The organism is Streptomyces sp. NPDC001634 (genome assembly GCF_040298185.1).
In the GTDB taxonomy this organism is placed as follows: Bacteria; Actinomycetota; Actinomycetes; order Streptomycetales; family Streptomycetaceae; genus Streptomyces.
Map to the genome: position 1 here is coordinate 39807 of NZ_JBEOZU010000018.1, position 13884 is coordinate 53690.

The 13884-nt window shown below is 71.3% G+C and carries 10 protein-coding genes and 1 pseudogene; 6 read left to right on the forward strand and 5 right to left on the reverse strand.

From position 1 onward, the window contains the following. Positions 1 to 78: 78 nt before the first annotated feature. Both ABT186_RS14240 and ABT186_RS14245 read left to right on the forward strand, forming a co-directional pair. Positions 79 to 1725 (forward strand): APC family permease, encoded by a 1647-nt coding sequence (locus tag ABT186_RS14240; protein ID WP_351223127.1) that lies wholly within the window; start codon positions 79 to 81, stop codon positions 1723 to 1725. Positions 1726 to 1802: 77 nt separating this feature from the next. Continuing rightward, on the forward strand, positions 1803 to 2387 hold the full coding sequence (locus ABT186_RS14245) for a hypothetical protein (protein ID WP_351223125.1): 585 nt from the start codon (positions 1803 to 1805) through the stop codon (positions 2385 to 2387). Between the two features lie 43 nt (positions 2388 to 2430). Here ABT186_RS14245 and ABT186_RS14250 read toward each other — a convergent pair whose 3' ends face one another. Continuing rightward, positions 2431 to 3357, reverse strand: coding sequence for a TolB-like translocation protein (locus tag ABT186_RS14250; RefSeq protein ID WP_351925224.1), 927 nt, complete (start codon positions 3355 to 3357; stop codon positions 2431 to 2433). A gap of 406 nt (positions 3358 to 3763) precedes the next feature. Between ABT186_RS14250 and ABT186_RS14255 the strand changes: the two genes are divergently transcribed. Next, a complete protein-coding gene (locus ABT186_RS14255) occupies positions 3764 to 5269 on the forward strand; it encodes a glycoside hydrolase family 28 protein (RefSeq protein ID WP_351925226.1) in 1506 nt (501 codons plus the stop codon). 93 nt (positions 5270 to 5362) lie between these two features. On the opposite strand, the pseudogene ABT186_RS14260 reads toward ABT186_RS14255, so the two are convergent. Next, positions 5363 to 5536: pseudogene (locus ABT186_RS14260) on the reverse strand (sigma factor-like helix-turn-helix DNA-binding protein); the annotation flags it as partial. Positions 5537 to 5671: 135 nt separating this feature from the next. On the opposite strand from ABT186_RS14260, the gene ABT186_RS14265 reads away from it, so the two are divergent. Next, on the forward strand, positions 5672 to 7624 hold the full coding sequence (locus tag ABT186_RS14265) for an NAD-binding protein (RefSeq protein ID WP_351925264.1): 1953 nt from the start codon (positions 5672 to 5674) through the stop codon (positions 7622 to 7624). A 41-nt stretch (positions 7625 to 7665) separates the two neighbouring features. On the opposite strand, the gene ABT186_RS14270 is transcribed toward ABT186_RS14265, so the two are convergent. Next, on the reverse strand, positions 7666 to 8040 hold the full coding sequence (locus ABT186_RS14270) for a nuclear transport factor 2 family protein (RefSeq protein WP_351223139.1): 375 nt from the start codon (positions 8038 to 8040) through the stop codon (positions 7666 to 7668). Positions 8041 to 8337: 297 nt separating this feature from the next. Here ABT186_RS14270 and ABT186_RS14275 point away from each other — a divergent pair, with 297 nt between their 5' ends. Together ABT186_RS14275 and ABT186_RS14280 are read left to right on the forward strand one after the other, a co-directional pair. Beyond that, positions 8338 to 10200 (forward strand): S9 family peptidase, encoded by a 1863-nt coding sequence (locus tag ABT186_RS14275; RefSeq protein WP_351223119.1) that lies wholly within the window; start codon positions 8338 to 8340, stop codon positions 10198 to 10200. Between the two features lie 102 nt (positions 10201 to 10302). Beyond that, positions 10303 to 11157: an SURF1 family protein gene (locus ABT186_RS14280; RefSeq protein ID WP_351925228.1), complete on the forward strand. Its 855-nt coding sequence runs from the start codon at positions 10303 to 10305 to the stop codon at positions 11155 to 11157. A 224-nt stretch (positions 11158 to 11381) separates the two neighbouring features. Here the strand turns inward: ABT186_RS14280 and ABT186_RS14285 are convergent, their stop codons facing one another. After that, positions 11382 to 12746: a hypothetical protein gene (locus ABT186_RS14285; protein WP_351223115.1), complete on the reverse strand. Its 1365-nt coding sequence runs from the start codon at positions 12744 to 12746 to the stop codon at positions 11382 to 11384. Then, positions 12743 to 13336: a SigE family RNA polymerase sigma factor gene (locus ABT186_RS14290; RefSeq protein ID WP_351223113.1), complete on the reverse strand. Its 594-nt coding sequence runs from the start codon at positions 13334 to 13336 to the stop codon at positions 12743 to 12745. The genes ABT186_RS14285 and ABT186_RS14290 overlap by 4 nt, the downstream gene beginning before the upstream one ends. Between the last annotated feature and the right edge of the window lie 548 nt (positions 13337 to 13884).

Here is a 13884-nt window from a genome sequence, read left to right on the forward strand (position 1 = left end):
CGCACGGCGTCGACGGCCGAGTGCGCGTCACCGTGACACGATGATGCTGAGCATCACCCAGCTGAGGGGGTGTCGGGCATGGTCGCGCCGGAAAGGGCACCGGCCTCAGGAACCCGCCGGGCGGGTCTGAGGCGCGAGATCGGCTTCGTCGGGCTCATCTGGGCTTCGGAGGGGTCGATCATCGGATCCGGGTGGCTGTTCGGCGCCCAGGGGGCCCTGGCGGCGGCCGGGCCCGCGGCGATCATCTCCTGGGCCATCGGCGGCCTCGCGATCCTGATTCTGGCGCTGGTGCACGCCGAGCTCGGCGGAATGTATCCGGTCTCCGGCGGCACCGCCCGTTTCCCGCACTACGCCTTCGGCTGGGCCGCAGGCGCGTCCTTCGGCTGGTTCTCCTGGCTGCAGGCGGCCACGGTGGCACCCATCGAGGTGCTGGCAATGATCACGTACGGCCAGCACTACTCCTGGGCGAGCGGCTGGGAGAAGATCAAGGGCGGCGAGCACATCCTGACCGGAGTCGGCATCGCCGTCGCGGTCGGACTGATGGCGGTCATCACGGCCATCAACTTCCTCAGCATCCGTCTGCTGGCCCGCACCAACAGCGCGGCGACCTGGTGGAAAGTCGGCGTCCCCCTGCTGACGATCTTCGTGTTCGCCATCGCCCAGTTCCACGGCGGCAACTTCACCGCGGCCGACGGATTCAACCCCTACGGGGCCAAGGGCATCCTGTCCGCCGTCTCCACCGGCGGGATCATCTTCGCGCTGCTCGGCTTCGAGCAGGCCGACCAACTCGCCGGAGAAAGCGCCAACCCCAAGCGCGACATCCCGCGGGCAGTGATCGGATCGATCGTCATCGGCATCGCCATCTACATCCTTCTCCAGGTCGCCTTCCTCGCCGTGCTGCCCGCCTCCCAGATCGGCAGCCACTGGGCCACCTCCGCGTTCACCGCCCTGACCGGACCGTTCGCCCAGGTCGCCACGCTCATCAGCCTGGGCTGGCTGGCCACGGTCCTCTACCTCGACGCCGTGGTCTCCCCCGCAGGCACCGGCCTGATCTACATCACCGGCTCCTCCCGGGTCTCCTACGGCCTCAGCCGCAACGGATACGTGCCCTCCGCGTTCGAGACCACCGACCGGCGCGGCGTCCCCTGGATCGGCCTCCTCACCGCCTTCGTGACCGGCTGCATCTGCTTCCTGCCCTTCCCCAGCTGGCGCTCCCTCGTCGGGCTGATCACCAGCGCCAGTGTGCTCATGTACGCAGGCGCCCCGCTCTCCTTCGGTGTGTTCCGCAGCCGGCTGCCCCATGCCCACCGCCCCTACCGGCTGCCCGGAGGCAGGTGGATGTCGCCACTGGCCTTCATCGTCGCCAACCTGCTGATCCTGTGGTCGGGGTGGACCACCGACTGGAAACTCGGCGCCGCCATCCTCATCGGCTACGCCATCCTGATCGCCAACCGGGTGTTCAAAATGAACCCCGTCGCGCCACAGCTCGACCTGCGCGCCGCCCAGTGGCTGCCCGCCTACCTCGTCGGCATGGGCCTCATCGTCTACCTCAGCGACTTCGGGCCCCTCAAGCACCCATGGTTCCCGCTGTGGTGGGACATCGGCGTCACCGCCGTCTTCAGCCTCGCCGTCTACTACTGGGCCATGGCAGTCGCCCTGCCGACCGAACAGATCCAACGAGTGATCGACCAGGTCGTCGTACCGGAGAAAGAAAGCATCCACTGACGGCACGGCACACGTGGACGCTCTGCCGACGGCGCCCAACGGTGGTGTGTCGCCCCGGCGCCTGGTAGGCATGGGCCGTGCGCTTCGAGACCGTTCCCATGCCGCCGACCGTTGAGGCCAGGCCCCGCGACACCCGCGGCTACCCCGTTCCGGCGATCACCCCGTGGGAGGGAGAGGAGCCGCAGTTCGCGCTCACCGACTACGGGCGCAGCGCCGACTGCGCCCGCAAGCGGCTCTGCTCGGTCTGCAACAAGCCAATGCCGCAGGGACCGGTGTGGCGCGTGGTGGGCGCCACGGAGAGCGCCGCGATCAGCGAGGCGCTGGCTGCCGGGCGCCCCTACCGCAATCTCTCGCCGACCCTGGAGGGACCGGGGCACCGCGCGTGCATGCTGTACGCCTCGATGGTGTGCCCGTATCTGGCCCGTCCGAACGCGCGGCGCGGACTGACGGCGGCTCAGCCGGACGAGATGACCGAGCATGTCGTCCGGGGCGCCGTCCGGGGCGCGATGGGCGCTGTGGTGGGGTTCGGGGAGTACGAGTACGCGATCACCAGCAGCCAGGTCCTGTTCCGCTTCCTCGACGTGGTCGAGTTCCTCCCGCACGACACGGCCGACGCGCACCTGGACGAACTGCGGGCCGAGCTCGCCCGGGCGGCGGAGTGACTCCACGCCCCGGGCGAGCCCGGCCCGGTCCCGTGGGGCGGGGTCAGGGGCGGTAGGCGGCCAGGCCGACGACCGAGGTGACCTTGGTCGGGTGGCCCGAGCCGCTCGCCGGCATGGTCACGGTGCCGGAGGGGGTCCGCACGGCGAGCGTCGTGCCGTCGGCGGACCAGGCGGGCTCGGTGTAGTCGGTGGTGGCGTGCGGGGTGAGGTCCTTGACATGGCCGGTGGTGAAGTCCTCCACGAGGACGTGGTCGTGGCCGGCGACGGAACGCACGAAGACGACCTCCTCCTCGTTGGGCGACAGGGCCGGCTGCGAACCCTTGGTCAGCGCGCCGCCCTGCTGGCGGATGTAGTCGTCACGGATGTAGACCTCACCGGTGCTGGAGTTCGCGTAGACCGAGGTGCCATGGCCGCCGGCCGCGTTCGGCCACACGTTGCCGGTCTGCGGCAGCGACGGCACGCCCGGGCCGGGCTCAGCCACCAGGGGCAGCGTCCTGGGCGTGCCGTGGACCGCCGTGGCGGCCACGTACTTCAGCCTGGAAACACCGTTGGCGCGGGCGGCGAAGATGAGGTTGTTCTTCGCGGGGATGCCGTCCTGGGTGTCGGCCTTGGCCACCTGCCAGGTGGGGTGGGACCAGTTCTGGCCACCGGGGTTCTTGGCGACGACGACGCGTCGGCTGCCGTCGGCGTTGGCGACGTCCAGGTTCCCGGCGCCGTCGATGAAGGCGGCCTTGGCGCCGTTCGGGGACCAGGCGAGGTCCCTGACGGGTACCCCGAAGTTCACCCAGTGACCGTTGATCAGCACGTACTTGGTGCCGTTGCTGATCGTCAGAGTCCCGTGCGAGCTGCTCTTGGCGGCTGTGGCGGCCTGGGCCGCGTTGGCGAAGCCGGATCCGCCCAGCAGCGCGGTGCCGGTGACGGCAGCGGCAAGGGCGATGGCAGCAGCGGTGTTACGGGTGCGAGCCGACATGAATTGATCCCCCAGAAATGTCGATAGATGGTGCAGCGCATCAACGCCAGAGCCGCTCCGCTGTCCCCCGGGCCGCTTCGGGCCACCCGACCGCCTGCTGCTCTGTTCGATGGGGAAGCCTGTCAGCCCGCGATCGCCGAACGGTCCGTCAGGCGTCACAGCCCGGTAACACGCCGAGGCCGACGTCCAGTCGACCGCGCCGCACCCCCAGTGGGCGCGCGTCGGCGAAGGTCGACCGCTGGTCAACTCCGGGCAAAAACCGGCATCCGACGGCAACGCGCCGCGTGGCGGGGGCCACTGGAGGGACGGAAGGTCGCCGGTCCGCGGTCGCGCGGGGCGGCGATGGCGTCGGCAGGCGATGAGGGCGAGTCTCTCCCCCTGCCCCGGCTCGACAGGAACCAGGTCCATGCAGCACAAGGGCATCACGGCCGATGCACCCAACCGGCACCGCAGAGGGAAGTTCACCAGGGCGAGGATCGCGCTGGGCACGGCCCTGGCCACGGCCGCGGCCGGAGGGGTGATCGTGGCGGCGCACGCCTCCGGTACGACGTCCGCGCCGGCCTTCGCCACCGGCGACAGCCGCAACGTCCAACAGCCCAGCACCCCGAAGACGGTCTGCCGGACCCTGGTCTCGGGGCTCACCATGACCGGCCGCAAAGCCGGCAGCACTCAGGAGGCGGCGCCGCCCGACACCGGCCGGATCCAGCAGGCCCTCAACGCCTGCGCACAGAGCGGCTCCGGCCAGGTGGCGGTGAAGCTCACCGCGAGCGGCACCCGCACCGCCTTCCTCACCGGGCCGATCACCGTCCCCAAGGGCGTGGTGCTGCTCCTCGACAGTCCGGTCACGCTGTACGGCTCCCGCAACCCGGCCGACTACCAGATCAGCGGCAAGCCTGCCTGCGGCACCGTCGCCTCCTCCTCCGGCGGCTGCAAGCCACTGATCACCGTCTCCGGCGCCAACGCCGGTGTCGAGGGCATCCGTGCCGCGGGCGGCGGCCAGGGCCGTATCGACGGCCGCGGCGACATGGCCCTGTATGGCAAGAGCACCACCTGGTGGGCCCTGGCCACCCAGGCCAAGAACCAGAAGGCCAACCAGAACAACCCGCGCATGATCCAGGCCGTGAAGTCCGACAACTTCACCCTCTACGACATCGACCTGGTCAACGCCCCGAACTTCCACGTCTCCTACCAGAACGGCACCGGGTTCACCGCCTGGGGCGTCCGCATCAAGACCCCGGCCACCGCCCGCAACACCGACGGCATCGACCCGAGCGGCGCCACCGACGTGACCATCGCGAACTCGTACATCATGGACGGTGACGACGGCATCGCCATCAAGGGCGGCAGCGCCCCCTCGAAGAACATCACCGTCAGGAACAGCCACTTCTACGGCACCCACGGCATCTCCATCGGATCCGAGACCGCCGCCGGAGTGAGCAACGTCCTGGTCACCGGCAACACGGTCACCGGCACCGACGCCAACGGCAACGCCAGTGGCAGCAGCGTCGGTCTGCGTATCAAGAGCAGCGGCGTCAACGGCGGACCGGTCACGAAGGTCACCTACACCGGCACCTGCATCACCAAGGTCAAGCAGCCGCTGGTCTTCGACACCCACTACGCCAGTGGCAGCGGCAGCACGCCCAGCTTCACCGGCATCGTGGTCAACGGCGTCAAGGCGACCGCCTCGGTCTCCGGCGCCAAGTCCGTGATCAGCGGCTACGACTCCGGCCACCCGGTCGGTCTGACCCTCCTCAACGTCTCCCTCGACACCAACACCACGACCGCCGAATACGCCAAGGTGGGCCTGTCCGACTCCACCCTCAAGCCCTCCGGCACCGGCGTCACCACCAGCTCGGTCAGCGGCAGCGGCACCGTCCCCACCTGCACGTTCCCCGCCTTCCCCGCCCTCTAGCCCGCTTCCGATCGCAGCCTGTTCGTACGGGAACCCCTTGGGCACGTGCCGGGACGTCGATTGAGACCCCGGCACGTGCCCGACCGCCGCGCAGGCGGCCAGAGGAGCGGGCTTGTCCGCCGCCGTGAGCAGGTCCAGGAGGGTCGCGCGGGCGCGGGCCACCCGGGAACGGACCGTGCCGACCGGGCAGTGGCTCAGTACGGCCGCCTCCGCGTACGGCAGGCCGAGCAGTTGCGTGAGGACGAACGCCTCCCGCCGCTCCTCGGGGGCCCGGCGGAGATGGCTCGGCAAGTCCGCGGTCGTGCCTCGGACTTCGGTGGAACCTCGGCCACCGGTAGGGCAGTCTTTGTCCCCGTGGCAAGCGTTCCGCAACAGAACGGGTCGGGCGACCCCGTGGCACACATGGTGGTGTGCGGAGACGACGGGCTCGCGCACCGGCTGTCCGCCGAGTTGCGCGGGGTGTACGGGGAGCAGGTGACACTCGTCGTGCCGCCGGCCGAACGAGTGGCCCGGCAGCCGGTGGTGGGCCGTGCCCGCGGATCGACACTGCTGAACCGGGTCTCCGCTGCCGTGACCCGCGCGGCGGGCAACGGCAACGGAAGCAGCAGCGGCGGCGGCGGCACGGACGGCCGCACCACCGGAACCGGTGGTGGTCGTGCGCCCCAGCCTTCCGGTGATGAGCGGCTGTTGGAGGCAGCCGAGGCGTCCGAGGCAGTGCTTGCCGAGGCCGGTGTGGAGCGGGCGGCGGCGCTGGCGCTCGTCTATGACGACGACGAGACCAACATCCGGGCCGCACTCACCGCCCGCCGTCTCAACCCACGGCTGCGGCTTGTCCTGCGCCTCTACAACAGGCGGCTGGGCCAGCACATCGAGGAACTTCTCGACCAGGCCGCGGCCCTTGCCTCCGGAGGGTCCGGAGGGGAGGCCGGGGCGTTCGACGCGTCCACGACCGTCCTGTCCGATGCAGACACCGCCGCACCCGCACTGGCCGCGACCGCTGTCGCCGGGACCACCAAGGTCGTGCAGACCGACGGGCTGATTCTGCGGGCCGTGGACCGCCCGCCGCCGGGGCCCGGCCAGGTCGCCGACCCCGGGCTGTGCACCCTGGCACTGCTGTCCGCGACCGCGAACGATCCCGCCGGCGCGGACGGTTCCGAGGGCAGCGGTGCGCACGGTCCGCAACTCCTGCCGGACGAAAGGGCGGTCGCGGAGGCCACCGGCCGCGGAACGGTCGTCCTGGAGGCGGTCTCGTACGCGGGTCCCGCGCTGCCCGCGGGGCGCAGCGTCGTTCCCCTCGGCTCGCTGCTGTCGCGGCGGCTGCGCTGGTCGTTCGCCGGGCTCGTGGGCTGTGTCGTGGCCCTCGCAATCGCGTCGATGGCGGTTACCGGCGAACCTCCACTGCGGGCCACCTACTTGACGCTGCTCGATCTGTTCGCGATCGACAACCCTGCCATCGGGGAGCCCGTCGGGCGGCAGATCCTGCAACTGCTGTCCGCGCTGGTCGGTTTGCTGCTGCTGCCCGTGCTCCTGGCGGCCGTGCTGGAGGCACTCGGCACCTTCCGCGGAACCGCGCTGCGGAAACCGCCGCGGGGACTGTCCGGACACGTGGTGCTGCTCGGCGTCGGCAAGATCGGCACACGGGTCATGACCCGGCTGCGGGAGCTGAAGATCCCCGTGGTCTGCGTCGAGGGCGATCCGGAGGCGCGCGGGCTGGCGACGGCACGACGGCTGCGGGTACCCGTCGTGCTCGGAGACGTGACACAGGAAGGTGTACTGGAAGCAGCCAAGATCCACCGGGCGCACGCACTGCTCGCGCTGACCAGTGCCGACACCACTAACCTCGAGGCCGTCCTGTACGCGCGCTCCGTACGACCCGATCTGCGGGTCGTCCTGCGCCTGTACGACGACGACTTCGCGACCGCGGTCTACCGCACCCTGCGCGCCGCTCATCCGGGCGCCCTGACCCGCAGCCGCAGCGTGTCGCATCTGGCCGCGCCCGCGTTCGCCGGGGCCATGATGGGGCGGCAGATCCTGGGGGCGATTCCCGTGGAGCGGCGGGTTCTGCTGTTCGCGGCCGTGGACGTGGCCGGGCATCCGCAGCTGGAGGGGCGGACGCTCGCGGAGGCGTTCCGTGCGGGGGCGTGGCGTGTGCTTGCCCTGGACACCGCGGAACGCGGCGAACGGGGCCAGACGTCCGACCCGGAGACGAACGCCCCCGACCGCACTTCGGGCCTGGTCTGGGACCTGCCGCCCACCTACGTCCTGCGCACGGAGGACCGAGTGGTCCTGGCGGCGACACGACGCGGCCTGGCCGAACTTCTGGGCCGCAGACGCCGGGAGACGACCGGGGGATAGGAACCGCACACGAGCAGCCGTCAGTGCGGCACTAGCAGCCGTCAGTAACGCTCGACCAGGTGATCGCGGCCCGCCGGCGGCTCGTAGGGCTCGGGCCAGAAGTCCGTCACCGTGGCTATGTGCCCCTCCCGGTCGGCCGTGAAGAACGTGATGCCGTACATCTCCTCCAGTCCCACCGCGAAGTGCAGCCAGGTGACGGCCTGCTCGTGGTCGGCGACGATGCGCTCGACGCGCAGGTGCCAGTCGCCGGGGTACTCGCGGTTGAACTGGACGTACCTCTCCCGCCCGCGGACGCGCTCCCGCGTCTGCGGCAGGATGTAGAGGACGTCCTCGGCCAGGGTGTCCGAGAACGCGGCCCAGTCACGGGCCTCCGCGGCGGCCCAGTAACTCTCGACGGTCTTGCGCAGATCGGTCATTGAGGTCATGTCGCGAGTGTGCAACCCGCCACTGACAATCGGTCCTGACCTGCGCAGACCGCGCTTTTGTGCCGGATCTCAGGCCCTGCTCCCCCGCACCGGGCACCCGAGCCCGGAACTCGATCCGCGCACCCGCGGCTGCGGGGAGGTGAAGTCCCCGTCGGCCGGAGCCCTCCTCTACCGCTGCCGGCCGTGCCGCGCCGGAATCGTGCCTGGTCAAAGCGTTCTGTCTGTGAGTTATCCACAGCCTGGGGACCTCCGCCGCGGAAAGTCGACCGGGCCAGGCACTATGGGGCCATGACTGAGAGCAACGGGTCCACCTCGCCGGAGCGCGGCGGGGACATGCCGGACTGGGAGAAGCGCTTCCGGGCGCCGCGGGTTTCGCTGCCGGACTGGGCGGAGGACGCGCCGCACCGCTCGCTGTTCGTCTCCAACGCGACGGGGACATACGAGCTGTATGCGTGGGACCGCACCACGGGCGGGCAGCGCCAGGTCACGGACCGGCCGAACGGCACGACGGACGGCGTGGTCTCGCCGGACGGCGAGTGGATCTGGTGGTTCGACGACACGGACGGGGACGAGTTCGGGATCTGGAGACGTCAGCGGTTCGCACCCGACACGGAAGACAGCGACGCCTCCGGTGCCGACACCGGTACCGACGAGCCCGCCGCTCCCGGACTCGAGCCGTCCTATCCGGCCGGGCTCGCGATCGGGCGGGACGGGCGGACGGCCGTCGTGGGCAGATCGACCGACCAGGACGGTTCGACGATCCATCTCGTACGGGCCGGCCAGGACCCGGCGGAGATCTACCGGCACCGCGAGTCGGCCGGGGTGGGCGACCTGTCGCGCGACGGCTCGCTGATCGCGATCGAGCACACCGAGCACGGCGACGCGATGCACTCGGCGCTGCGCGTGCTGCGGCCGGACGGTTCGACGGTGGCGGAGCTGGACGACACCAAGGGCGGCACGGTCGAACTGGGCCTGGAGGTGCTGGGCTTCGCACCGGTCGACGCGGACACACGGCTGCTCATCGGACACCAGCGGCGCGGCCGGTGGGAGCCGCTGGTGTGGGACGTCGCCTCGGGCGAGGAGACGGACCTGGCGCTGGAGCTGCCGGGCGACGTGGCGGCGGAGTGGTACCCGGACGGCTCCGCGCTGCTGATCGTGCACAGTTTCGAGGCCCGCAGCGAACTGTTCCGCTACGACCTGGCGACGCGCGAGCTGGTGCGGGTGCCGACGCCGCCGGGCACGGTGTCGGGAGCGACCGCCCGGCCCGACGGGACCGTGGAGTACCTGTGGTCGTCGGCGGCCGAGCCGCCCGTGGTGCGGTCCACGTCCGGCGGGGTCGTGCTGGATCCGCCGGGGATGAAGTCGCCGGGGTCGGTGCCGGTGGAGGACGTGTGGGTTCAGGGGCCGGGCGGCCGCATCCACGCACTGGTGCAGAAGCCGGCGGGGGCGTGGGGGTCCGGAGGGCCGCTGCCGACGGTCTTCGACATCCACGGCGGTCCGACCTGGCACGACAGCGACTCGTTCGCGGCGGGCCCGGCGGCCTGGGTGGACCACGGGTACGCGGTGGTGCGGGTCAACTACCGGGGCTCCACGGGATACGGGCGCGAGTGGACCGATGCGCTCAAGCACCGGGTCGGGCTGATCGAGCTGGAGGACATCGCGGCGGTGCGGGAATGGGCCGTGTCGTCCGGGCTCGCGGATCCGGACCGGATCGTCCTGACGGGCGGTTCGTGGGGCGGGTACCTGACGCTGCTCGGGCTCGGCACCCAGCCGGACGCCTGGACGATCGGGATCGCGGCGGTGCCGGTCGCGGACTACGTCACCGCGTACCACGACGAGATGGAGGCGCTGAAGGCGATGGACCGGACGCTGCTCGGGGGCACGCCCGAGGAGGTGCCGGAGCGGTTCGAGGCGTCGTCGCCGCTGACGTACGTCGACGCGGTGAAGGCTCCGGTGTACATCTCGGCGGGGGTGAACGACCCGCGGTGCCCGATCCGCCAGGTCGAGAACTATGTGGACCGGCTGGCCGCGCGGGAGGCGGTGCACGAGGTGTACCGGTACGACGCGGGGCACGGCTCGCTGGTGGTCGACGAGCGGATCAAGCAGGTGCGGTTGGAGCTGGAGTTCGCGGAGCGGCATCTGGGGAGGTGAGAGGTGCCGGGCCGGCGTACGGGGCATGCGCGTGTGCCCCGTACCCCGGGACCCCGGGCCCCACGGGCGGGTCCGCAGGGGCGGCACCGTACCGTTGAGGGCGTGTACCGGTTTCTGCTGACGCCCCGCTGGTGGGGGATCAACGTCTTCGTGCTGCTGGCCATCCCCTTCTGCATCTTCATGGGGTCATGGCAGTTGAGCCGGTTCGAGGCCCGGGTGCAGGACCACCGGACGGCGACCGAGCAGGCCGCCACCGACCGGAAGGAGGCCGCCCGGCCGCTGGCCGAGCTGCTGCCGGTGGACCAGAAGACGTCCGGGAAGCGGGCCACCGCCACCGGGCGGTACGGGAAGCAGTTGCTGGTGCCGGACCGGGAGCTGGACGGCAAGCGCGGGTTCTACGTGCTGACCATGCTGCGGACCGACGGCGGCAAGGCGCTGCCGGTCGTGCGGGGCTGGCTGCCGGGTGACGCGGACCCCGCGAAGGCGCCGGCCGCGCCGACCGGCGAGGTCACCGTCACGGGTGCGCTGCAGGCGTCGGAGAGCCCGGGGGCGAAGGGGGTGGGCACGGGCGGCGGGCTGCCGGCCGGCCAGACCGCGGCGATCAGCTCGGCAACGCTGGTGAACCTGGTGCCGTACGACGTGTACGACGCGTGGGTCACCCTCGACAGGGCCGACAGCGGGATGAAGGCGGTACCGGCGACGGCGCCCCAGGGAAGCGGGCTGGATCTGAAGGCGTTCCAGAACCTGGGCTACACCGGCGAGTGGTTCGTCTTCGCGGGCTTCACGGTCTTCATGTGGTTCCGGCTGCTGCGGCGCGAGGTCGAGTACGCCCGGGACGCGGAACTGGGGCTGGTGACGGAGGGGACGGACTCCGGCGCGGAGGCCGGGAGCGGCGCGGAGACGGCGGCGACGGCGGCTGCCGGGGCCCCGGCTCCCGGGCCCGGTCCCGAGGCCTGACCGGCCCTCCGGGTCCAGTCCCGGGGCCCGGACGCACTCGAAGCCTGCACGCACCCGAGGCCTGCACGCACCCGAGGCCTGCACGCACCCGAGGCCTGACCGGCCCTCCGGGTCCGGTCTCTGGGGCCGGACGCACCCGAAGCCTGCACGCACCCGGGGCCCGGACAGACCTGAGTCCCGGCAGTCCCGACCCGGTGTGAGGCGAGGTCCGGTCGTGCGCCGGTTCAGGATGCGGGCAGCATCCCTGTGCGGTAGACGGTGCCGGCGCATGCGTTGGGGACGGTTGTCGCGGAGGTCGCGGACCCGGTGTCCGTGGCATGGGAGACCACCACGCTGCCGGCGGCCACGCCGTCCTCCGTCGCCATCTGCGGTGATGTGCCGCCGCTCTGCGTCGTGGTCGTGCCGCCGCTCGCGCTCGCGGTCCCCGTGGGCGTCGGGTCCGGGGACGCACCGCCGCCACTGGTGGTGCCGCCCGTGGTGGGGCAGGTCTGCGACGGGACCCAGGCGAACTTGACCTCGTAGGCCGCCCCGGGCTTCAGGACCAGCGAGGTGACCTCCTGGGAGGGATCGGGCAGGCCGGTGGCCGCGTCGCCCGCGATGTGGTTCACCACGCTGATCTTGGACGAGTCCGCCGCGCCCTGGGCGACCGTGGAGACGCTGCCGCTGCTCGTGACCGTACAGCTCGTGGTGGAGACGTTGGTGACGCGGAACGAGCCGTAGACCGTGCCGGTGGAGTCCGGCGAGCCCGCGGTGGCGGTCGCCCTGCCGAGCTCGGAGGCCGTACACGTGGGTGCGCTCTGTGCGGAGGCGGTCGGGTTGGCCCCGTCGGTGGCCCCGGCGGTCGCGCCCTTGCCCTTGCCCTGCTTGCCCTTCTGGTCTTCCTTGTCCTTGCCCTTGGACGTTCCGGAGGACCCGGCCGAGCCGCTGGAACCGCCGTCCGGGCCCTTGCCCTGGCTTGTGCCGCCCTGGGCCTCGGAGGCCTGGCCGGCGATGGACGGGTCGGCATCGGAGCCGGTGGCGTTCGAGACATGGACGAGGGCCGGGATCGCCGTGCCGATGAACAGCGCGGCGGCCGCCATACCGACCACGGCCTGCCGCTTACGGGCCCGCCGGGCGGGCACCGCGCGGCGCAGATGATCCAGGGTGCCGTCGCGGGGCTCGATGTCGCGCACCGCCTGGTGGAGCATCCCGCGCAGGGCCAGTTCGTCCGGATCGAGCCCTTCCGGCGCCGCCTCGGGCTCGCCGGGCACATCCCCTGGCTGCCCGGGCTCCGCACCGTCCCCACTGGTCCCGGAACCACTCCGGCCGAGCGACTCGAGCGCCGCCACGAGCCGATCGCGACCCGCACCGAGGCCGTCGGCGGCACCGGAGCCGTCGCCGCCCGCGTCGGGAACGGCACGGTCCGGTCCGGCTTCGTGTCGGCCCTGGTCGTCGGGGCGGTGGTTCACAGTTCCGTTCCCAGCATGGTGCTCGTGGTCGTCCTCGTGGGGCCCCGGCCGGTCCGTCGGCTCGTGCCACTCGTAGGGCTCGTGTTGTTCGTGGGAGTCGCGCCCCCAGGAGGCGGCGCGCCGCTCGTCGTACTCGCTCATGCCGGTGCCCCCATGGCGTTACGGAGCGCCGCGATACCGCGCGAACCGTACGCCTTCACCGACCCCAGCGAAATACCCAGTGTCTCCGCGACCTGGGCCTCGGTCATGTCCGCGAAGTAGCGCAGCACCAGGACCTCGCGCTGGCGGCGCTGCAGGCCCTTCATGGCCCTGATCAGCGAGTCGCGCTCCAGCTGGTCGTACGCGCCCTCCTCCGCGCTCGCCATGTCCGGCATCGGCTTCGAGAGCAGCTTCAGACCGAGGATGCGGCGGCGCAGCGCCGAGCGCGAAAGATTGACGACGGTCTGACGGAGGTAGGCGAGCGTCTTCTCCGGGTCGCGCACGCGTTTGCGCGCCGAGTGGACGCGGATGAACGCCTCCTGGACGACGTCCTCGCAGGACGCGGTGTCGTCGAGGAGGAGCGCCGCAAGGCCCAGGAGGGAGCGGTAGTGGGTGCGGTAGGTCTCGGTGAGATGGTCGACCGTGGTGCCGGCGGCCATCTCCTCAGCGCCCTCGCGCTGGTTCGGTATGCGGGCGGGCCGCGCTGCGGGCATGGGTGCGATCACCGGCATGCCGCCGGGCGCGCCGGGCATGCGGGGGCGTCGGGGCGGACGAAGGGACGCGCTCCTTGTCTGCACCGCGGTGAATTCGAGTACCTCTGCCACGCCAGTTGGACACGTCTGCCCGCGTGAGGGTTGTACGCGGCAGGCATCACGTTTGCGTCAGGCAGCGCATCCGTCTGCACGTCCTGTCGTGCGCCCCCCAGCGCACCGGACCGTGCGTCAAGTGCCCTCATGCATACCAGCTCTTCCCTTGTGCCCCGTGTGTGGTGGTGCCCAGCCCCCCGAAGGGCGACCGCAAAGACGCTCCCCGCCCTTCGCGTGGTTGCGAGGGCGGGGAGTGAAATCTTCGAACGCCGAGACGCTTCGATTCAAGTGGTCCGGACCACGATCGATCCACGGGACCGAGATAGATCCTACAAACGTTTCAGCCAACCACCGGACGGATTACCGGCCACGGGCACCAACCGCCGAAGAACATGTGCGCACCGCGATGAGCGTGCACGCGCCACCGAAGAGCGTGCACGCCCCACCGAAGAACGTGCACGCGCCACCGAAGAACGTGCGCGCCCCACCGAAGA

Excerpts from the sequence above, each read along its gene's own strand:
- ABT186_RS14275 (WP_351223119.1), top strand. The coding sequence starts at position 8,338 with ATGACTGAGAGCAACGGGTCCACCTCGCCGGAGCGCGGCGGGGACATG.
- ABT186_RS14270 (WP_351223139.1), bottom strand. The coding sequence starts at position 8,040 with ATGACCGATCTGCGCAAGACCGTCGAGAGTTACTGGGCCGCCGCGGAG.
- ABT186_RS14285 (WP_351223115.1), bottom strand. The coding sequence starts at position 12,746 with ATGAGCGAGTACGACGAGCGGCGCGCCGCCTCCTGGGGGCGCGACTCC.
- ABT186_RS14255 (WP_351925226.1), top strand. The coding sequence starts at position 3,764 with ATGCAGCACAAGGGCATCACGGCCGATGCACCCAACCGGCACCGCAGA.
- ABT186_RS14250 (WP_351925224.1), bottom strand. The coding sequence starts at position 3,357 with ATGTCGGCTCGCACCCGTAACACCGCTGCTGCCATCGCCCTTGCCGCT.
- ABT186_RS14265 (WP_351925264.1), top strand. The coding sequence starts at position 5,672 with ATGGTGGTGTGCGGAGACGACGGGCTCGCGCACCGGCTGTCCGCCGAG.
- ABT186_RS14290 (WP_351223113.1), bottom strand. The coding sequence starts at position 13,336 with ATGCCCGGCGCGCCCGGCGGCATGCCGGTGATCGCACCCATGCCCGCA.
- ABT186_RS14240 (WP_351223127.1), top strand. The coding sequence starts at position 79 with ATGGTCGCGCCGGAAAGGGCACCGGCCTCAGGAACCCGCCGGGCGGGT.